The organism is Croceivirga lutea (assembly GCF_014235875.1).
Classification (GTDB): Bacteria; Bacteroidota; Bacteroidia; order Flavobacteriales; family Flavobacteriaceae; genus Croceivirga; species Croceivirga lutea.
In genome coordinates this window covers 185,823-206,094 of the sequence record NZ_JACJUK010000003.1, presented here as the reverse complement: position 1 = coordinate 206,094, position 20,272 = coordinate 185,823, and the positions used below count along the sequence as shown (strand labels likewise).

General features: G+C 34.2%; 22 protein-coding genes and 1 tRNA gene. 12 read left to right on the top strand and 11 right to left on the bottom strand.

All coding sequences use genetic code 11. The annotated features are described in order from the left end of the window. Nucleotides 1–45 precede the first annotated feature (45 nt). Nucleotides 46–444 carry a hypothetical protein gene (locus H5V42_RS07190; RefSeq protein WP_185782465.1) on the bottom strand — a complete coding sequence of 133 codons (399 nt, stop codon included), beginning with the start codon at nucleotides 442–444 and terminating at the stop codon, nucleotides 46–48. Nucleotides 445–596: 152 nt separating this feature from the next. On the opposite strand from H5V42_RS07190, the gene H5V42_RS07185 reads away from it, so the two are divergent. Then, nucleotides 597–830 carry a hypothetical protein gene (locus H5V42_RS07185; RefSeq protein WP_185782464.1) on the top strand — a complete coding sequence of 78 codons (234 nt, stop codon included), beginning with the start codon at nucleotides 597–599 and terminating at the stop codon, nucleotides 828–830. A 48-nt stretch (nucleotides 831–878) separates the two neighbouring features. Here H5V42_RS07185 and H5V42_RS07180 read toward each other — a convergent pair whose 3' ends face one another. The 4 genes from H5V42_RS07180 to H5V42_RS07165 form a co-directional block, all read right to left on the bottom strand. Continuing rightward, complete coding sequence (locus H5V42_RS07180) at nucleotides 879–1,352, bottom strand: hypothetical protein (RefSeq protein WP_185782463.1); 474 nt, start codon at nucleotides 1,350–1,352, stop codon at nucleotides 879–881. A gap of 73 nt (nucleotides 1,353–1,425) precedes the next feature. After that, complete coding sequence (locus tag H5V42_RS07175; RefSeq protein WP_185782462.1) at nucleotides 1,426–4,644, bottom strand: VPS10 domain-containing protein; 3,219 nt, start codon at nucleotides 4,642–4,644, stop codon at nucleotides 1,426–1,428. Nucleotides 4,645–4,777: 133 nt separating this feature from the next. Then, a complete protein-coding gene (locus H5V42_RS07170; protein WP_185782461.1) occupies nucleotides 4,778–5,536 on the bottom strand; it encodes an SDR family NAD(P)-dependent oxidoreductase in 759 nt (252 codons plus the stop codon). Beyond that, nucleotides 5,533–6,279, bottom strand: coding sequence for a DUF6090 family protein (locus tag H5V42_RS07165; RefSeq protein ID WP_185782460.1), 747 nt, complete (start codon nucleotides 6,277–6,279; stop codon nucleotides 5,533–5,535). The genes H5V42_RS07170 and H5V42_RS07165 overlap by 4 nt, the downstream gene beginning before the upstream one ends. Nucleotides 6,280–6,393: 114 nt before the next feature. Here H5V42_RS07165 and H5V42_RS07160 point away from each other — a divergent pair, with 114 nt between their 5' ends. The 3 genes from H5V42_RS07160 to H5V42_RS07150 are packed head-to-tail and all read left to right on the top strand — an operon-like array spanning nucleotide 6,394 to nucleotide 9,314. Continuing rightward, nucleotides 6,394–8,436, top strand: coding sequence for a S9 family peptidase (locus H5V42_RS07160; RefSeq protein ID WP_185782459.1), 2,043 nt, complete (start codon nucleotides 6,394–6,396; stop codon nucleotides 8,434–8,436). Continuing rightward, nucleotides 8,420–8,851 carry a hypothetical protein gene (locus H5V42_RS07155; protein ID WP_185782458.1) on the top strand — a complete coding sequence of 144 codons (432 nt, stop codon included), beginning with the start codon at nucleotides 8,420–8,422 and terminating at the stop codon, nucleotides 8,849–8,851. The genes H5V42_RS07160 and H5V42_RS07155 overlap by 17 nt, the downstream gene beginning before the upstream one ends. Nucleotides 8,852–8,906: 55 nt before the next feature. Beyond that, on the top strand, nucleotides 8,907–9,314 hold the full coding sequence (locus tag H5V42_RS07150) for a DUF2141 domain-containing protein (protein ID WP_185782457.1): 408 nt from the start codon (nucleotides 8,907–8,909) through the stop codon (nucleotides 9,312–9,314). A gap of 1 nt (nucleotide 9,315) precedes the next feature. Here the strand turns inward: H5V42_RS07150 and H5V42_RS07145 are convergent, their stop codons facing one another. Beyond that, nucleotides 9,316–9,741, bottom strand: a complete 426-nt coding sequence (locus H5V42_RS07145) for a TonB-dependent receptor plug domain-containing protein (protein ID WP_185782456.1) — start codon at nucleotides 9,739–9,741, stop codon at nucleotides 9,316–9,318. A 188-nt stretch (nucleotides 9,742–9,929) separates the two neighbouring features. On the opposite strand from H5V42_RS07145, the gene H5V42_RS07140 reads away from it, so the two are divergent. After that, nucleotides 9,930–10,439: a hypothetical protein gene (locus H5V42_RS07140; protein WP_185782455.1), complete on the top strand. Its 510-nt coding sequence runs from the start codon at nucleotides 9,930–9,932 to the stop codon at nucleotides 10,437–10,439. A 143-nt stretch (nucleotides 10,440–10,582) separates the two neighbouring features. Here H5V42_RS07140 and feoB read toward each other — a convergent pair whose 3' ends face one another. From feoB to H5V42_RS07125, 3 genes are read right to left on the bottom strand one after another with little or no spacing between them, the layout of a single operon-like run. Then, nucleotides 10,583–12,817, bottom strand: a complete 2,235-nt coding sequence (gene feoB / locus H5V42_RS07135) for a ferrous iron transport protein B (protein ID WP_185782454.1) — start codon at nucleotides 12,815–12,817, stop codon at nucleotides 10,583–10,585. A gap of 13 nt (nucleotides 12,818–12,830) precedes the next feature. Beyond that, nucleotides 12,831–13,055, bottom strand: coding sequence for a FeoA family protein (locus H5V42_RS07130; RefSeq protein ID WP_185782453.1), 225 nt, complete (start codon nucleotides 13,053–13,055; stop codon nucleotides 12,831–12,833). Nucleotides 13,056–13,112: 57 nt separating this feature from the next. Beyond that, nucleotides 13,113–13,787 (bottom strand): SCO family protein, encoded by a 675-nt coding sequence (locus H5V42_RS07125; RefSeq protein WP_185782452.1) that lies wholly within the window; start codon nucleotides 13,785–13,787, stop codon nucleotides 13,113–13,115. Nucleotides 13,788–13,939: 152 nt separating this feature from the next. On the opposite strand from H5V42_RS07125, the gene rseP reads away from it, so the two are divergent. The 5 genes from rseP (at nucleotide 13,940) to H5V42_RS07100 (ending at nucleotide 16,458) form a co-directional block, all read left to right on the top strand. Next, complete coding sequence (gene rseP / locus H5V42_RS07120; RefSeq protein ID WP_185782451.1) at nucleotides 13,940–15,271, top strand: RIP metalloprotease RseP; 1,332 nt, start codon at nucleotides 13,940–13,942, stop codon at nucleotides 15,269–15,271. A 62-nt stretch (nucleotides 15,272–15,333) separates the two neighbouring features. Next, a tRNA-Asn gene (locus H5V42_RS07115) sits at nucleotides 15,334–15,407 on the top strand. 178 nt (nucleotides 15,408–15,585) lie between these two features. Further along, entirely contained in the window at nucleotides 15,586–15,915 is a 330-nt protein-coding gene (locus H5V42_RS07110) for a YtxH domain-containing protein (RefSeq protein ID WP_185782450.1), read from the top strand. 11 nt (nucleotides 15,916–15,926) lie between these two features. Further along, nucleotides 15,927–16,265, top strand: a complete 339-nt coding sequence (locus H5V42_RS07105; protein WP_185782449.1) for a phage holin family protein — start codon at nucleotides 15,927–15,929, stop codon at nucleotides 16,263–16,265. Further along, on the top strand, nucleotides 16,255–16,458 hold the full coding sequence (locus tag H5V42_RS07100; protein ID WP_185782448.1) for a hypothetical protein: 204 nt from the start codon (nucleotides 16,255–16,257) through the stop codon (nucleotides 16,456–16,458). The genes H5V42_RS07105 and H5V42_RS07100 overlap by 11 nt, the downstream gene beginning before the upstream one ends. On the opposite strand, the gene H5V42_RS07095 is transcribed toward H5V42_RS07100, so the two are convergent. Beyond that, a complete protein-coding gene (locus tag H5V42_RS07095) occupies nucleotides 16,439–17,542 on the bottom strand; it encodes a helix-turn-helix domain-containing protein (RefSeq protein ID WP_185782447.1) in 1,104 nt (367 codons plus the stop codon). The genes H5V42_RS07100 and H5V42_RS07095 overlap by 20 nt on opposite strands. Nucleotides 17,543–17,877: 335 nt before the next feature. Here H5V42_RS07095 and H5V42_RS07090 point away from each other — a divergent pair, with 335 nt between their 5' ends. Next, nucleotides 17,878–18,780 carry a mechanosensitive ion channel family protein gene (locus H5V42_RS07090; RefSeq protein WP_185782446.1) on the top strand — a complete coding sequence of 301 codons (903 nt, stop codon included), beginning with the start codon at nucleotides 17,878–17,880 and terminating at the stop codon, nucleotides 18,778–18,780. On the opposite strand, the gene H5V42_RS07085 is transcribed toward H5V42_RS07090, so the two are convergent. Then, nucleotides 18,777–18,989 carry a hypervirulence associated TUDOR domain-containing protein gene (locus H5V42_RS07085; protein ID WP_185782445.1) on the bottom strand — a complete coding sequence of 71 codons (213 nt, stop codon included), beginning with the start codon at nucleotides 18,987–18,989 and terminating at the stop codon, nucleotides 18,777–18,779. The two genes, H5V42_RS07090 and H5V42_RS07085, sit on opposite strands and share 4 nt — an antisense overlap. A 446-nt stretch (nucleotides 18,990–19,435) precedes the next feature. Here H5V42_RS07085 and H5V42_RS07080 point away from each other — a divergent pair, with 446 nt between their 5' ends. Then, nucleotides 19,436–20,143 (top strand): SOS response-associated peptidase family protein, encoded by a 708-nt coding sequence (locus H5V42_RS07080; protein ID WP_185782444.1) that lies wholly within the window; start codon nucleotides 19,436–19,438, stop codon nucleotides 20,141–20,143. The last annotated feature ends 129 nt before the right edge of the window (nucleotides 20,144–20,272 follow it).

Genomic DNA, 20,272 nt, shown 5'->3' with positions numbered 1-20,272 from the left:
CTACGAACTAGGTTCATAGTCAAAAAAAATATAAGAAAGGAGATTCTATGAATTCTTGGGAGGCTGCAATAAACCGTAGGTTAAATCAAAAGAATAAGATATTTGATAATGAAAATAAGCCTCTTTTGTGATTGAAGCTTCCATTAACGAATGGAATGGAAATCCAGAGGAAACAACAAAATCTAGGGTAGAAAAGGCATAGCCTGTATGTTGAAAAGGAAGTTTTTCATGGTCAGATTGTTCTTCTTTATGCTTTTGGCTGTGTTCTGTTTTTAATTCGCCATAATGTTTAGAAACAAATTCAACAAAAGAATCACCATAGGCTTTGTTATGAAACGTATAATGTTCTATCAACTCATCAATTTCAATCAAATCATTAATTTGAATGTTGATGCTTTGTAGTAAAATTACCGTGGTAAGTAATATGGTTATTAATCTTTGCATATAACACTTCTAAAGTACAATATTTGGTGCTAATTGTCACGTTTTCAGTTTATTTAGAATCAATCTAGGATTTGATTAACTAGAATCTTTAACCTTGTTAATTACATTTAGTTTAAGATTAATTAACTTTGTAATAACATTTAAAAATACTGATGTCTAAAAAAAGTAAACTTAAAAAGGCTCTAAAAGTGGCAAAAAAGGACCTAAAAACAAAAGATAAAGCTGCTAAGAAGGCTTTGAAAAAATTTAATAAGCTAAAAAAGAAAAAGGGAAAAAAGAAAGCGTTAAAGAAAGTTGCTAAAGTTGTAAAAGTAAGACGCATAATGGCCAAGGCCGCCGCAAAAAAAGCAACTAGTGCAAAAAAAGCGTTTAAAAAGGTTGCCTAAACATAACTATACTAACTCAAAATTAAGAGGTGTTTTGCACCTCTTTTTTTATTTTAAGTTATCTAAAAGTTTGGTGTAATCGTATTGTAAATCTTCATGTAAACCACCAATCTTTTTATGAAGCAATACGAGTTGTCTTTCATACAAATTAGACAAAGTTTTGTTTCTTTTAATAGATGGTCGAAGTTCACCAAGTTTTTTACAGAAATAGAGTAGGAGTTCTACTTCGGTTTCTTTTTTGCCAGAATAACGAATATATTTTTTAAGTCCTCGTAGAATTTTACGAACACTTTTTTTTATGTAATAATAGGTTTTAGTGTTAATCTCAGAAAATTGAACGTCTACGGTCTCTTTAACCCCAGTAATAAAACCTTCTTCATCCTCGGCCTCAAAAAGTAAATATGTTAATAGCTCTTTATTCTCTAATTTAAATTTGGCTAACCTAAGGCATAGCAACATTAGTTCTTCTGAATCTTTATACTGGAGTTCTTTTTTTAATTGGGCTACGGTGGCGGCTTTCATGTGCTAAAAATAGGTAAAAGAAATCCCCTTCTTTTTAAGGAAGAGGATTTTTTAATTTTAGGTTTACTAGTTTTTATTCTTCAATCATAGGTGCGCCAATAGCAGTTAACTGTTGTTCTAAAGCTGGCAGTTTGCCTGCAGCGGTATTAACCTTAGCCTCTATCGATTTTAATTGACTTGCCGCTCTATTTATAGCCTTTTTATGAGTGCCTGTTGGGCCGTAGGTTGTGCTTAGTGCTCTTCTACCTAAATACCGAACATCATTTGGTGTCGGATTCTGATTAGCGCCTACCTCGTTTTTACTTTTGTTTCCAAAGAGCTGAGTTTCTAAATCAGTAAGCTCTGATTTTAACTCAAATAAAGAATTTGCCAAATTTGCGGGTTGACTATCTGCTAATAGAAAAGCACGTTTCATAGCTTCTAACCTTTCATTAGTCTTCTCTAATTTTTGATTTGTTTTGCTTAAACGGAGCACAAAAGCGTCATAACTTTCTTTAAAGGCAATTCTTTCGTTATTAGGAATACCCTCTAGAGCAGGTTCTAGCAGCGGAACAACTTCAAAGCTTTTTGGTCCAGCTAAGGGTGTAATACTACCTTCCTCCATTTTAGATAAGGTAATGGTGTATGTGCCCGGCAACACCTCAGTTCCACCAAATTGTCTTTTAGGTTTTTCTAGCGGAACAATGTTTTTAGTATTCGTACTAAGATCCCAAGTAATGCGGTTAAATCCTTTTTTTGGTTTTGTGGTCAACGTTTTTACCACTGCACCTTTTTGGTCTTTTATGGTAAATAGAAGCATAACACCTTCTTCTGCAGTTTCTGCATCTAAGGCCTCCCAACCTGGGAAAGGAATGTTCTGCTTATTCTTGCTCAAATTCTTCTCTTTATCTTTTCGCTGGTCTTGTAAAGACTTGTATTCATCACGAATAAAATAGGTGAACGTGGCACCGTATTTTGGATTTTCTGCAACATACTGATTTGCACCTTGACTACTTACATCGTCTATTTGATTATACCAATACGCCTTTCTATTATTGAACAGTAATGCTTCATTAGAAGACAAATCTGCAGTATTCAAATTTCTTAGTGCACTGTAATCATCTAATACATAAAAACCGCGACCAAATGAAGCACCTACCAAATCATTTTCTCTTCGCTGAATGGCAATATCTCTAAATGAAATTGTTGGTATACCACCTTCTAGTTTTATCCAATTGCTGCCACCATTATTGGTGAAATAAATACCAAATTCCGTAGCTAAAAACAGCAGATTTTTATCCACATGGTCTTGAACCAAACGCCACACCAATAATTTACTTGGTAGGTTGCCAGTAATAGATTTCCATGTTTTGCCCGCATCGGTACTTTTAATTAAATAAGGTTTAAAGTCGCCATTTTTATGATTGTCTAAAGCGGCATAAACCGTATTGGCATCGTATAAATCTGCTCTAATATCATTTACAAAAGCGTTGGCAGGTAATCCTTTTAAGTTTTGGTAATTGAATTTTTGCCAGTTGGCACCACCATCTTCAGAAACCTGAATAATACCATCATCTGTACCCGCATAGAGTAACCCTTCTTTTATAGGTGATTCTGCTAAAGAGGTTATTGTACTAAAGGTTGACATTGCTTTTAAATCCCAAGGATTGTCCCAACTTTGCAAACCACCCATAATAGATTGCTTAATACGCTCTAAACCTTTGGTAAGGTCGCCAGATACGGCTGTCCAATCATCTCCTCTATTATCTGAGCGCCACACACGGTAAGAGGCTACATATATGCGTTTAGGGTCGTGCGGACTAATTAAAATAGGCGCATCCCAATTGAATCGTTCATAAGGTTCGCCTTCTCCTGCTTGTGGTTGAATGTAGACGCTTTCACCAGTTTTATGGTCAATTCTAAACAATGTTCCTTGTTGAAATTCACCGTAGGTGATGTCTGGGTTACCCGGTTCAATGGCAGATTGATGCCCGTCTGCTCCTAAAACCTTTTTCCAATCACGATTTAGAATACCATCTTCTCTCATGGTTCTAGAAGGTCCTTTGTGAGAACCATTATCCTGGGTGCCTGCATAAATATTGTAAAAGGGCTCAGAATCATCTACTGCCAACTTATAGTATTGGGTAATAGGTAAATTATCAAAATAACGCCACGTTTTAGTGTCATCATACGTTTCGTAAAGCCCACCATCAGAACCCATTAAAATATAATTGGCGTCGTTCTTTTTAAAGGCCATAGCATGAACATCGCTATGCGTTTTATCTCTATTCATTCTACGGTAGGTTTTACCGTGATCGTCCGATACTAATACATAATTATTCATTAAGTAAATTCTACCTTCATGGTGTGGGTGTGCGTACAGTTCCTGATAGTAATGAGGCCCAGTTCCTCCTGAAACCATGTCAGACTGCTTACTCCATGAGCTACCTCTATCTCTAGAAATAAATAAACCACCTTTGGTACGGTCCAATTCAATTGCTGCGTAAATAATGTCTGGGTTAAAAGGGGAAATGGCCAATCCAATTTTACCTAAGTTTGATTTGGGTATACCGTTGGTTAATACTGTCCAAGTTTCACCGCCGTCTGAACTTTTGTGCAAGCCAGAACCAGGCCCGCCACCCATATAGGCGGCAACGGTTCGGTGTCTGTCCCAAGTGGCAGCATATAAAACATCTGGATTTCTAGGGTCTATTAACATATCGGTAACGCCTGTCCATTCTTCATTTCCTAACGTTTTTTTCCAAGTAGTGCCACCGTCTGTAGATTTGTATAGACCTCGTTCGCCACCTTTGTTCCATAGGGGACCTTGAGCGGCGACCCAAATTGTGTTAGAATCTTCTGGATGCACAATGATTTTTGATAAATGTTCTGTTCCAGAAAGCCCCATGTTTTTCCATGTTTTGCCCGCATCTGTACTGCGGTAAATACCATCGCCAAAACCAACATGGCGACCACCAACATTTTCACCCGTACCTACCCAAATGGTATGTGGGTTGTTAGGGTCAATGGTAATACAGCCAATAGAATAGCTTTTTTCATTGTCAAAAATAGGCTCCCAAGTAGTACCTGCATTGGTTGTTTTCCAAACCCCGCCGGAACCAACGGCAGCATAAATAATACTTTCATTAGTTGGGTCTATGGCTATGTCTGCCAAGCGACCAGAAGTAAATGCTGGACCAATATTCCTGAATTTTAGTCCTTTTAAATTTTTGGAAGACAGAACGCCTTCGTTTTCTTGAGCAGTAAGTAGAAGGCTGCAACTCAAGAAAAGTAGTAGTGTAATTTTTTTCATGTTGTATTGAATTAGCTATTTGTGAGAAACAAGCCAATAATTTACAAGCATTTATGAAGTACTGCAATTTTGAATAGCCACTTTTGCAATCAAAACATTCGTATTCATAAAATTTTAACTTTCTTGATAACTATTAGCCACGTAAATAACTGGCACCATTAACATCTACAATAGTTCCAGATGTATATTCTGCCCCATCCGAAGCCAAAAATAGTATAGCATGTGCAACCTCCTCGGGTTGTGCCATGCGTTTAAACGGTGATTCGCGCAAAAGGTTATCACGCTCTGTTGGTGTTAGCGTTACCGCGGCCATTTCGGTCTCTGTAAACCCTGGGGCTACCACACCTAAGTAAATTTTGTGTGGCGCTAACTTTTTAGCCAAAGACTGACTCATAGCGTTTAATGCTGCCTTGCTAGCGCCATAAGCTGGTTTTGTGGGTTCGCCCCTAAAAGCTCCTCTAGAAGAAACATTTACAACACGGCCACCACCCGTTTGCATCATGGCTTGTGCCGCGCAATACGTTAGGTTGGCAGCGGCAAATAAATTGGTTTTAAAAGTAGTTTCCCAGGCAGAAGACCATTCATCTAAACTAACCTTATCTATTTCATGAAAAATAGAAATACCGGCATTGTTTACCAGCACATCTAGTTGCCCGTATACAGTAATAAATTCTTCAATTAATTGCTGGCAATTTTCTTTTTCTGATATGTCTTTTTGAAACAATTGGTGCCCTTCCCCAGGTAAGTTATCTAGTGTTTTTTGGGCTTCTTCTGTATTTGATTTAAAATTGATGCCTACATGGGCGCCCTTTTGGGCAAAGGCTATAGCAGTTGCTTTGCCAATTCCGCGAGAGGCTCCAGTTATTAAAACATTTTTACCATTGAAATTCATTTTATTCTATTTTCTATTAAGAAAGTTAAGTATTCACCTTTTTGCTTTAATACATCGTACACTTCAAAATATTGTTCGGAAGCAACGCGCTCCATTATTCCAAGAATATTTGAGTTTTTAAAAATAATTTCTACGGCTGGGGTTATCTCTTCTTCTGCAATGGTGAGTTCGTATTGATGTCTTTCTAATACTTTAAACACTTGTTTTAAGTCGTTATAATTACTAGCATAAATTCCTGCTTCTAAATTTTCTATAAAATTGTTTAGGCTTATTTCGCTTTCATGTATTTGATTATAGTAATTGTAATAATCATAAATTGCGTCTTCAATCTCAGTGCCTTGAAGATTAGCAATGTAACCCGAGTTTTTTATAGCATCAAACCCAGATGGGTTGATAATAAGGTACTGTTCTCCTAAAATAGGAGCAATTCTTTCTACAACGCTTAATGAAACGGAATCTTTAAAAGTAAGTTTCATGAATTCCATTGCAGCTTCATTTTGTGATGCCCTTAAAAATTTTATGTGGTTAATTGCTACGGTATCAGTTTGAACGTTTTTTCGAATACTATTTAAATACCCGTTAAGTTGCGCATTGGTTTTTGCGTTTTCATTAGCATTGTTAATTTTTAAAGCAATAAGAATACCTATTACTACCAAAAAAATTTCGCCAATAGCGTAAAGCAAATACTTTCGAAACCTATTTTCAGCCAGTAGTTTTTGACGAAAACGATTAAAAAACTTCATTTGGATTGGTATTTCACTCTAAATATAATCAGTTTATTACACTATAGCCCATACTAGAGCTATTGTTCAAATGCAGCTATTGCTTTACCTTTAAAAACAGCTAAAAAATAGACCATGCAAAAAATTCTAATTACTACTTTATTTCTCTTATTCAGTTTTTATGGATTCTCCCAAAAATCAAACTTCACTTATCTAGATATTTTTGAACTGCAATATGTTACTGACCCTCAAATTTCGCCAAACGGAGATTGGGTTGTGTACAAACGAATGGGGTTCGATGTAATGAAAGATAGGGCTTGGGGTAACCTTTGGATGCTTAAAATTGATGGTTCTCAGCATCAAAAGTTGACCTCTAGAGAAGTTTCAGAAAGTAACCCAACGTGGTCTCCTTCTGGAGATAGAATAGTATTTAGTAGCAGTACTGATGAAGGTTCAGAGATTTACGTATATTGGGTTGCAACGGGCAAGGTAGCTAGACTTTCGCAGCTACCATTTTCGCCTAGTGCTATAACATGGTCGCCAGATGGAAAACAATTGGCATTTTCAATGAAGGTTCCTTCAAAAGCTCCGGTTTTAGCCAAAATGCCGCCAAAACCCAAAGGGGCTAAATGGGCTGACGCGCCTCGTATAACCGATAGAGTTTATCACGAACGAGACGGTCGCGGCTATATAGCGCCAGGATTCAATCATATCTTTACTATGCCTGCCAACGGGGGCGCTGTAAGACAATTAACAACGGGTAATTGGAACCATGGTGGAGCGTTGTCTTGGTCACCAGACGGACAAAAAGTTTATTTTTCTGCAAATAGGGTAGCAGATTGGCAATATAGATTTAGAAATTCTGAAGTGTATTCGGTTACAGTAAATTCAGGCGAAATAGAGATATTAACAGATAGAGATGGCCCTGACAGTAGTCCAAAAATTTCACCAGATGGTAAACTAATTGCCTATTTGGGTTATGAAGATAAAAAGCAAGCTTATCAAGTAAGAAAGTTACATCTAATGAATGCCGATGGCACTAACAAGCGTAGTATTTCAGATGAATTAGATAGAAGTATTTCAGGCATTACTTGGGATAGCAAAAGCAATGGCTTGTATTTTAATTATGATGATAAGGGTAACGGTAAAGTTGGTTACATAACAGTGGAAGGAAAAGTCACCAAATTAGTCGATAATAGGGGAGGTACTACACTTGGTAGACCTTATGGTAGTGGTTCTTTTAGTGTTGCTGATAATGGTACAATAGCTTTTACACTATCTAGGCCAGAATTTCCTGCAGAGTTGGCTATTAAGACTGCAAAAGGCAAGGTGAAAACCATAACCAATTTAAATAGCTCGCTGTTAGATTTTAAAACTTTAGGAAACGTTGAAGAGGTTTGGTATACTTCATCTTTTGATGGTAGAAGTGTACAAGGCTGGATTGTATACCCGCCTAATTATGATAGCTCAAAAGAATACCCTTTTTTAGTTGAGAATCATGGGGGTCCTATTCTGAATTATGGAGATAGATTTTCTATAGAAATGCAACTATATGCAAGTGAAGGTTTTGTTGTTTTTTATCCTAATGCAAGAGGCAGTACAAGCTATGGTGAAGAGTTTGGTAATTTACTTTATCGAAACTATCCAGGTCAAGATTATAATGATACCATGGATGGTGTAGACCATTGTATTAAAATGGGTATTGCCCATGAAGATAAATTATTTGTAACTGGTGGTTCTGCTGGGGGAATTATGACCGCTTGGATGATTGGTAAAAACAATCGTTTTGAAGCTGCAGTTGTAGCAAAGCCAGTTATGAATTGGATAAGTAAAACACTAGTTGCGGACAATTATTTTGGTTACGCCAATTCTAGATATGAAGGTCAACCTTGGGAAAATTTTGAACACTATTGGAAATTTTCACCCCTTTCGTTGGTAGGTAATATAGAAACGCCAACCATGGTTATGGTGGGTATGAACGATTTGCGTACGCCACCTAGTGAGGCCAAACAGCTTTATCATGCTTTAAAATTGCGAAAGAAAGAAACCGTGCTGGTTGAAATACCCGGCGCAAGTCATGGTATTGCCAATAGACCTAGTAATTTAATAACTAAAATTGCACATACGGTGGCATGGTTTAATAAATATAGAACAGCTACGAATGAAGAAAAAGAGTAATTGGTTTTGGAATGTTGTAATTGCTTTAACTTTAATAGGGTGTACCTTGGCATTTGCTTTACATTATAAAAACTACACCTCAATTGAAGAAGGCAATTTTAAATTAATGTCTGGTATTTATAGACAACAAATTCCACTAACAGCTTTAAACAGCATTGAATGGATGCCTAAAATACCTGAAATGGAACGCAAAAATGGCTTTTCATGGTTGGCAAAAGAAAAAGGTGTGTTTATTGATAGTATTACCGGAGCTAATATTTACGTTTTTGTAGATGATTTAAGACAGCAAAAAGTTAAAGTGACACATTCAGACTCTTTACTTTTGTACTTTAATTTAGCAGACAGTTTAGAAACGCAAAAAATATTTGCATCTCTCGAGGCGGCAATCACTAAAAAAGCTGAAAGTTTAAAATAACGTATACTTAAGTTTAAAAAGAATAGTTTTGTTTTACATCCAATACAATAGTACTGTGAGAATACTTCTATTACTTCTTATATTTTGCTCTGGTTTTGCATTCTCGCAAAACGATTTATCTATACAAGTTCATGGTGTGCCTGATTCTCAGGGGAAAGTTAGCATTGCTATCTATGATAATGAGGAAGGCTTTTTAAAGTTTGATAAAGTTTTTAAATATGATAGTATTGCGGCTGAAAAAGGTATTACCAAAATATTAGTTAAAGATTTACCTATTGGTGAATATGCCGTAGCAGTATTTTACGATGAAAACAGCAATGATAAGTTGGATACAAATTGGTTGGGTATTCCAAAAGAAAAAGTTGGGTTTTCTAAATCAAAAATGAAAACTTTTGGTCCGCCTAATTTTAAAGAATGTGCTTTTAAGGTTACATCAAACACAAATATAGACGTGGTACTTTAATCTATTGATACGTTGTAATTTTAATAACTCCACTTGCAGCTCTAGAACCGTAAAACGATGCATCTGTATCGCTTAATACCTCAATTTTTTTAACATTAAAATTATCTACAAGTTCTTCTACAGAACGAAATGAATTTCCCACCGGATAATCATTTAAAATGTAAAGGGGTTCATAGACATTACCTTGATTTGCACCTTGTATGTTATTTCCTGCATTACTAAAGGTATTAGTTGCCTTAGTAATTACTGGAACCCCATTTCTTAAAGAAATACCTGGGAGCTTTCGTATTCTGGTTAGTAAGGGTATGTTACCTCTATTTAACTGGTCAGGAGTTTGTGTATCTGCGGCGGTAGTCTCTCCAGATTGTTTTGCTGTACCACAAGAGAGTAGTAATAAAGCTATAAGCAGGTAAAAAAATGATTTCATCTAGTTTAGTTTACCATTTCAATTTACATATAAGTTGTGTACTTTCTTAATAAATATTAAAGTTTGCTAACAAAGCGTTAAATACAAAACAATATGTTCTATTCCTATGTTGCTGAAAAATAAACTGTTGTAACTTTCGTTAGTATACTAGGGCACTACCGAAAAGCAATCACCAAAAATCTATTCGTATGAAAACTACCATTCTTGGTTTGTTAGCCCTATTCTTTGTTACTTCTTTAAAAAGTCAAGAAACCGTGGATATAGACGGTAGGCTGCAACCTATTTTAAACGATTTCTTTAACGACTGTGAATCTTATGGTATCGATTACCACGACAAATTATTTCAATTAAAAAATATTGATTTAACTAATAGTCTTCCTTTAGAAGAAGGTAACACTGTTATGGGAATGGTAACGCGTGATAGCGAGGGTAAAATTGAAAATATTCTCATAAATTGGGTTGCTGCGGTAGACCCTGAGATTTTAAAGATTGTAGCTTATCATGAATTTGCACATCATTTTTTAGATTACAAACATACTTGTGCCGATTGTGATGAAATTATGGCCGTAAATAATGCGAGTTATTTTAATGTAGCCCAAGATTGGGATAATCAGGTAAAAAAGCTATTTGTAACCTCTCCGGTTTATCAAAAACAGCAATTAGGGGTTAGCTATAATGAGTTTGAAGAGTTAAATTAAGAACATCCGCAATTACTTTCACCACAAGATTTACTTTTGTTTTTATTGGATGCTTGGAGCGGTAAAGGGTAAATAAACTTATGCACTACATAACCCAATGCCCAAACTAAAATTAGTATTGCAATTACAATTTGTATCATGATTTAACTTAGTATTTGATATGCGCTCATTGCCACAACGTAGGCAAACAGGCTCATAAATATTAATTGAATTAAGGGCCATTTCCAAGAGTTTGTCTCTCTTTTAACAATTGCTAGGGTGCTCATGCATTGCATAGCAAAAGCATAAAATAACATCAGTGAGACTCCTGAAGCCAAGTTAAATAACGGTTTACCTTTATCATTCAATTCTGCAGCCATTCTATTTTTAATGGTTTCTTCTTCGTCGTTACCAACACTGTAAATTGTTGCTAAGGTGCCTACAAAAACTTCTCTTGCCGCAAAAGATGTAATAACAGCTATACCAATTTTCCAATCGTATCCTAATGGCTTTACAATAGGTTCAATAGCTTTTCCAGCATATCCTATAAAAGAATGTTCGAGTTTGTAGCTCGCAATTTCTTGGTTTTTTGCTCGCTCAAATAGTTGATTATTAAGGATACGAAGTGAGTCTTGTTCTGGGGTAATTTTTAGTGGATTAGGTATGCTGCCTGTGGGTTGACCCTTATTTTCACTATAATTTAACAAATTCTTTTTGATGTAGTTTTTGCTGTAGTCGTTTAATCCGTTTTCTTCAATACGTTGGCTAACGATTTCTTCTGCATTTTTAAAATTTTCAGAATACCCATAGGACCCTAAAAACCAAAGAATAATAGAAATGGCTAAAATTATTTTACCGGCCCCAAAGACAAAACTCTTTGTTTTTTCTACTACTGTGTAAAAAACATTCTTAAAAAGTGGTAAACGGTAAGTAGGCATTTCAATCATAAAGAAAGACCTACTTCTAATTTTCAGCATCTTGTTCAGAGCCATAGCTGAAAATAAGGCCATTGCAAAACCAATTAAGTATAATAAGAATAAGGTTAAGGCCTTAAAACTTATGCCTAAAAAAGTACCCTCGGGTATCACCAATGCAATTAAGATTAAATAAACGGGTAACCTTGCAGAGCATGTGGTAAATGGCACTACCAGAATTGTAATTAGTCGTTCTTTCCAATTTTCAATTGTTCTGGTTGCCATTACTGCAGGTATTGCACATGCAGTTCCTGAAATTAGTGGAACAACACTTTTACCACTTAAACCAAATGGCCGCATTAACTTATCCATTAAAAAAACCACCCTACTCATATAACCAGACTCTTCGAGTATGGAAATAAAAAGGAATAAAAAGGCAATCTGAGGTATAAAAACGGCAATACCACCTATACCGGTAATAATACCTTCGGAAAGAAGATTGGTTAAAATTCCGGGAGGTAACGTGTTTTTAATCCAGTCACTTACAAAAGCAAATTGTTCATCAATCCAATCACTGGGGTAACTACTCCATTCAAAAATGGCTTGAAAGATTAAAAGCAAAATGGCAAAGAAGATTACATAGCCAAAGATTTTATGCATTAATATCTTGTCTAAAGAAGCTCGTAAACCTTTTGCTGATGGGTAATCTACTTTATAAGATTCTTTTAAAACACCATTAATGAATTGGTATCGTAGAACTGTCTCTCTATGCTGTAATTTTTTTAGCTCCTCCTTCTTCTTGGTCTGAAAAGAGGTTAATCTGTCTAAAGACTTTTTTTCTATTGAAGTGAAATTTACATCTTGAGTGATAACCAACCATAGTTTGTAAATATCTTCTTTAGGAAAAACAGTTTTCAAACGTTCAAAATAGGTAGGATCAATTACAGATACATCTGTATTAGGAGAATTGGATAACGTATCATACGCAGCAATAAGGTCTTTTATCTTTTCGATACCTTCTCCTTTACGGGTACTTACAACCGCTATTTTGGTGTCTAATTGTTTTTCTAAAAGTTCAACATCAATAGAAATACCTTTTCTAGGCATTTGGTCAGCCATATTAATAACCAAAATGCTGGGTATTTTTAAATCTTTAATTTGAGTAAATAGCAGTAAGTTTCGTTTAAGGTTTTCTACGTCACTTACCACTACAGCCACATCAGGATATAATGAATCCTTTTTGTTCATTAAGAGTTCAACTACAACACTTTCATCTAAAGATGTAGTGTTAAGACTATATGTTCCAGGTAAATCTAATATTTGAGCTTTAATACCATTAGATAGCTTGCATGAACCTATCTTTTTTTCAACCGTAATACCCGGATAATTACCCACCTTTTGATTTAAACCAGTAAGCGAATTAAAAACTGAAGTTTTACCAGTATTTGGGTTACCAATTAGTGCAACATTAATGGTTTTGCTCATTAGGCGGTGGTAATTAAAGTAACTCTATTTCTATTTTGGCTGCTGTTGATTTTCTAATTGCAATATGTGAGCCATTAACGTTAATATAAATGGGATCATTTAGGGGAGCAATTTGAACTAGCTCAACGGTATTGCCTGGTAGACAACCCATTTCTAATAGCTTAATATGTGGTAAAAAGCTGTGGTATTCTTTAATAATTGCTCTTTGACCTACCTTAAGTTCTGTTAGATTAGCCAACTTTACTATTTAGATTCATTTTAAGTAAGCAAAGGTAACGTAAAATACCTAATTCTTCTATTGCTCGTATGATTCTTTTAAGATTCTAATATCTTTTAAAAGTTTTTTTACTTCTTGTTCGTTGGTACCGTCATAATAGCCACGGATACGTTTTTCTTTATCAATCAAAATAAAATTTTCGGTATGTATCATATCAAAAGTGCCTCCATCACCATCTGTCTTTACGGCTAAATAAGACTTTCTAGCTAAATCATAAATCTGCTCTTTATCTCCTGTGACCAAATTCCATTTGGCATCTATTACTCCTTTTTCTACAGCATACTCTTTTAGCCTGGGAACCGAATCTATTTTTGGTGTAACTGAATGCGAAAGCAGCATTACATCTTCCATTTCTAAAATATCTTTTTGCAAGCCCGCCATATTTTTTGTCATTATTGGGCAAATGGTCAAACAGGTTGTAAAAAAGAAGTCAGCTACATAAATTTTATCTTGGTAATCTTCTTGGGTAATACTATCACCGTTTTGGTTAATAAGTTTAAAATTAGCAATGGTGTGCTGTTGTTTTTGTCGGTGTAGTGAACTATCTACCAAATCTGTATTAACCATAGATGGTTGATAGATTGGAAGCCGGTTTTTGGGCTTAAGCGCATTATACATTAAAATAATGATAACTACAGATAAAAAGAGTAGTACAAGGCCTAAAAATTTGTATTTGGCAAAAAACTTCAACATAAGTGCAAAATTACGGCTCAAGTATTTTTTTAGAATTGATTTTCATTAATTTCTTGCCAAATCTTTCTTAAAAATTTAGTGTGATAACTCTTGGTTTTTTAAAGATGATTCAAAAGTTTACCTTTGTGCGCTTATACTTCTAATACATACAAATGGGACTATTTACACAGATTGTAATGTTCATCTTAATCATTTCAATCTTAGTGATTCTTCATGAACTTGGGCATTTTTTGCCAGCAAAATGGTTTAAAACCAAGGTTGAGAAATTTTATCTGTTTTTTGATGTTAAATTTTCACTTTTTAAAAAGAAAATAGGTGAAACCGAGTATGGTATTGGTTGGCTGCCTTTAGGAGGCTATGTTAAAATTGCCGGTATGATTGATGAGAGTATGGATACCGAGCAAATGAAACAAGAACCACAACCGTGGGAGTTTAGAAGTAAACCCGCTTGGCAACGTTTAATTATTATGTTGGGTGGTGTTACTGTAAACTTCTTATTAGCATGGATTATTTACACCTTTTTGCTTTTTAATAATGGAGACACTTATGTGCCTACTGATCGTCTAAAAGATGGTATTGGAGTATCAGAAATTGGCGAAGCTCTAGGTCTACAAAGTGGTGATTTAATTTTATCTGTTGACGGTAAAAAAGTAAAACGTTTAGATGACGCCAGATTAGATATTGTTTTAGGTGATGAGGTTACTGTTTTAAGAAACGGTAAAGAAGAAACCTTTGCCTTAACTGATGAAGGCAAAAAAATATTATTTGAGAATGGCAGAAGTAGATTCTTATCTCCAAGATTTGAATCTGTTATTGGCTACGTAGCTGATAGTTCACTTGCAAAAGCAATTGACCTTAATGTTGGGGATGTAGTTACCCAAGCTAATGGCAAACCTATAGCTTTCTTTGACCAATTTGAGAAAGAGATTAGAGCAGTTCAAAATGATACGTTAAGATTCACAGTTTTAAGGGATGGTAAAGCATTAGCCTTACAAACTTTTAAGAAAGAAGGTGAACGTTTAGGAGTTTTACCAGAAATTACTGAAGAAAAAATTGAAGAACTCGAAGTAACCGATACGTATAGCTTTTTAAGTGCTATTCCCGCTGGTTTTACCAAGTCTATTAAAGTTTTAACAGACCAAGTAAGACAATTTAAAGTTATTTTCAATACAAAGACAGGCGCTTACAAGCAAGTTAAAGGACCAATTGGTATAGTAGAAATGATGCCAGAAACCTGGAATTGGACTTTCTTTTGGTCGTTTATGGCCATGTTTTCTGTTTGGTTGGCATTTATTAATGTATTGCCTATACCTGCTTTAGATGGTGGGCATGTTATGTTTTTACTTTACGAAATGATTACCGGTAGACCGCCAAGCGAAAAGATTTTAGAACGTGGACAAATAGTTGGATTCATAATTTTAATGAGCTTAATGGCTATTATTTTTGGTAATGATATCTGGAATATTATAAAACGTTTCATTTAATTGAAAAAATTGTTTGTTCTATTTTAATAAACAATTATATTTGCACCCGCTTTACTGAAAATTCCTCCATAGCTCAGTTGGTTAGAGCACCTGACTGTTAATCAGGGTGTCGCTGGTTCGAGCCCAGCTGGAGGAGCAAAGCGAATTAAAAACCACCTTTCATAGGTGGTTTTTTTGTTTATGTCACCTATCTAAGTCTTAAAAATCAAGATTCTTTTATTAATGCCTTGTTAATGCGTTAATCATTACAGGATTTGAACTAAGACTTGTATGCACCTCCTATTACTTTAGCAGTGAATCAAAAAAATAAAACTATGAGTGATAGCAGTAATACAATTTTAGGAATTTTAGCAGGAACAGCAATTGGTGCCACAATAGGTATTTTATTTGCCCCTGATAAAGGTTCTAGCACAAGAAAAAAACTAGTAGAAGAAACCAATTCAGTTGCCAATAGTGTGGCAAGTGAAGCAACACATTTAAGAGATCAAATTGCAAGTTCTCTTACTAGTGGTAAAGGCAAACTAGAAGACCATGTAGATTCTTTAGTTACAGATGCTAGTTATAAGACTGAAGATATTATTACAACCCTAGAATCTAAATTAAAAGATTTAAAGGCAAAGAATAAAAAATTACAACAATCGTAAAAACTAACTTTATGATTGGAGACCAATTATCAACAGCTGCTAATCAAACTAAAGAATTAGCAACTAAGTCATTTGATTACTACAGGTTAAAATTGTTCGCATTTTTAGCCGGTAGTTTGTCATGGCTATCAAGATTAGCAATCATGGGCGTATTGCTTACCCTCACCCTTTTATTTGTAACTACAGGGTTTGCTTTATACTTAAGTGAACAGTTAGATAGCCCTTTATTAGGATTTCTAATAGTTGGAGGCTTTTTTCTATTGCTGATGGGTGTGTTCTATATATTAAAACAAAAAATTGAAGACAAATTAGTTCAACGTCTTTCTAAAGAATATTTTGATGAAGAATAGCTATCATAATTTAAAGGAAGTAAAACGTGACCTTAAAATCCTTAGATTAGAAAGAGACATAAGTCTTGCCGAATTAGAAGGTTTAAAAAGTGAGGTTCAAAACGAATTTACGCTTAACAATATGCTTTTATATGCTATTGAAGGCGTAAAAAAATATGGAATGTTTTTTCTAATTAAAAAGTTGCTGGGCTAAGCTTCTTCTCTAAATTACTACTTGGTAACCCACCTTTACCTTTTCTGTTTTTATCTTGCTTTACTTTAATGGTTTGAATTTGATGATTTTTAAAATCAGTTGGGCTCAAACCATATTTATTTTTAAAGATTTTTGAAAAATAACTTCTGCTCGTAAAACCTATAGTATAAACAATTTCAGATATAGATAAATCAGTGGTTACCATATAATCTCTAGCAGCTTCTAATCGAATGTGTCTAATGTATTCGTTTACTGTTTTTGTATATAACAATTTAAAACCTTCTTGCAATTTTGCCTGAGTAATGCCGCTTTCTAGAGAAAGAGACTGCAGCGTGTATGGTTTTGAAGGATGGTCAATTATTTGTTGCGCCAATTCTCTAACTATTTCTAATTCTCTAGTTAACAAACTAGTTTCTACTTTTTTGTTTTTAGAAACTTTGTCGTGCTGTGCAATGTGCATTGATAAAATTTCATATACCAAGCCTTGCATTTTAAGAATACGAATCATCCCCTTTTCAGAGGTATCATTTAAAGCGGCAATCTTATCCGCAAGTTTTAAATTATAGCTTCCAAAAAATGAAAATGCTTTTTCATGATCTGTATCTATAAAAACGTTGTACAGTTTTTGATTGAGCTGTTCAACATTATTCAATCTCTTTTTTAAGAATTTTCTTCTTACAATCTGGATAACATTAATCTTCAGCTTTTCGTTTTTAGGAAAATAACCATAATTGTAACCCCCATCTATACTTGTTATAATTACAGATTGAAATTGTTCTAATTTTTTCTTTTCTTCATCTTTTTCAAACCTATGTTCGCAATAGCCTTCTAAACAATACGTAAAATGAATTGGATTGTATTCTGAAGTATCCATCACCAATTCTATATCTTCAAAGAATGTAAGGTCATATTCCAATAGATTAACTCCCCAGTCAAAACCTACAAAAGTGATTGTGCCATTAGCTTTGGTATTGGCAACCTTAAGTTGTTGCTCTCCCCATCTTTCAGTCAATTCGCCACCAATATTATCTTGTATTTGTTCCAATACGCCTAAGCCAGAAGCAGCATCAATTTGAATTTTCATAGGATTTTGAGTTTTTGGTTGATATTGTTTAATCTTTTGGTGTGTAAAGTTAGAAATTATTCTTGCTACTATTGTTAATAATATTTTAATGTAAATCTTGATTTAAGTCAAAAAAGACAATAAATACATCAAAAACGACCATTTTTTATAAAAAACGAACCTAAATTGGTCCTTTATTAATGTAAAATACATAAAAAAATTGTTTGTTAAATAAAACAAAAAATTAAACAAAGAATAGATTGAACTTACTTTTTATGTACGAAAGTAACTGGTATGTAGATTTTTTACCGGTATTAAACTTTTCTAAATAGAAAAAATAAAAGAAAAATTGATTTATGGAAGATAGATTTAGCACAGCGTTTAAAGCAATGTGGAAAAAATTAGATACTTGGTTTGATACCCTGATTTTGAATTTGCCAAATATCATCTTGGCGATAGTGGTGTTTACTATTGCATTAATCCTTTCTAGATATATTAAAAAATTAGCCTTAAAACTAATGTCTCGTAGTAGACTGCAAGAGAGTATGAAAAGGGTACTAGCAAAAATTATATCTGTGGCTGTTATTTTATTAGCCATGTTTTTAATTCTTGGGATTTTAAATCTCGGAAAAGCGCTAAATACCATTTTAGCTGGTGCTGGTGTTGCGGGTCTTGCTGTTGGTTTAGCACTACAAGGTGCTTTAGCCAATACATATTCTGGTTTAGTGTTGTCTTACATTAAACAAATAAAATTTGGCGATTGGATTGAGACAAATGGTTATGAAGGTGAAGTGATTGACCTTGATTTAAGGGCAATTACAGTGAAGCAGGTAGACAATAATCTGGTCTACATACCTAATAAGTTGGTTATTGAAAATCCTATTAAAAATTATTCAACAACTTCACAATCAAGAGTTATTTTAGAATGCGGGGTAGGTTACAATAGTGACCTTGAACAAGTAAGAGAACTGGTGAAAGAAACCATAATAGAAAATTTTGATGCTGTGACTAAAGAGAATGAAATCATATTTCTTTATCGTGAATTTGGAGACAGTTCTATAAATTTTGAAACTCGCTTCTGGATTAATTCTACCTCTGCCATAGAGGTTGCAAAAGCTAAGACAGAGGCAATGATTAAAATTAAAAAGGCTTTTGATCAAAACAGCATTAACATTCCGTTCCCAATACGAACCTTAGATGTTTCAAAAGAAACCTTAAAAGATTTAGCTACTTATCAAAAGCGTGACGATAGTAATTAATCGTCACGTTCTACTTCAGTTTCGCTTTTTAATACCTTGCTTCCGTCATCTTGTTCAATGAATAAAGCCTTATTGCCTTTCTCACCATTTCGGGTAATGGTACTTCCTTTGATAGTTTTAGTTACCTTGTTAGTATAGGTTTCAATAACTTTACCTTTTGCGGTACCGTTACCCCATTTCCAACGAACTTTTGTTCCTTTCAGTATCATATCTTTTTTTTCTTCAAGATTCAAAATTATTCGCCGGCATCTTTGTTCATTTAAATGAATTAACCAAATAGTTGTGCTTAAATAGTATTTGAGAAAAACATTCTATCAAATGAGCACCAACTGAAAAAGGGCTAGTATTAGTTTTACATTCTCAAATTATAACAAACTATGATACTTTTATTTTTAGGTCTTTCTTTAGGATTTGCAATAGGTGTTTTGTTAACCATCTTAGCAAAATCAGATATTGTTTACCCAACCAGATTAGAAATGGAAGAAACTTCTGCTTAACGTAAATTAATAGTGTTTAACGTTTTTTGCATCCTCCCTTGTAAAACTATAAAATAGTTAAACAGTAGTAGCAAATAGATTATTCTTTACATTTTATGAACTAAGAAAGCTAATAATCATTTCTTTACTTGCATATCTATAAAAAATAAAAAATTGTAATGATTACCAAGCTTTCAAATACTGCAGATAGAAAAGCGATTGAAAGAGAATTTGAGCTTGATTTTAAATATCCTGACATCTATTCTCCTGAAATTGTAATAAACGGAGCTGCAGAATCTAACATACCTCTAATTACAGCTAGAAATCTTTCTCAAATAGAATTGGGAATATGGGGGCTTATGCCGCAAGATTGTAAAGAAGACTGGGAGGTCTTTCAAGGCATTCAAATGTCTTTAAGCGTAACAAAAAATCAGGTTAAAAAAGTTTCTTGGATTAAAAAACTATTTAAATCTAGAAGAGCTCTATTAATTGTAACTGGCTTCTTTTGTCACTTTTATAAAAACGGAGAACTATACCCATATTATATAAGCTTAGAATCTGGGAAGCCTTTCTTTATCGGAGGAGTTTTTTCAATGCTTAATGATGGTTTTCTTAGCTGCGCCCTAATAACGACTACCGCAAACAAGTTTATTTCAAAGTTCAATAATCTGAGCAACCAAATGCCGGTGATTATTCCAAAAGAAAAAGCATTTGATTGGATTCTTTCTAAAAAAACTGAAAAGTTTTATCACTCTTTAATCGACAAATCGGCCAATGTAAAATTGAAAGCCTACCCCGTTGCTAAAGAATTATTTAACAACAATATTATTTATGGTTCAATATTACAGCCGGTGCAATATCAAGATATTCCAGAAGGTAATTTGTAAACACTAAAAAAGAATTTTATTATAAACCTTATTCTGCACCAACGTAGAATAGGGTTTTCTTTTTTTTGCCTTATATTTTTGATAATCAATTGGTTAAAATTATCCTAACAATATGGAATGAGCTAAGCA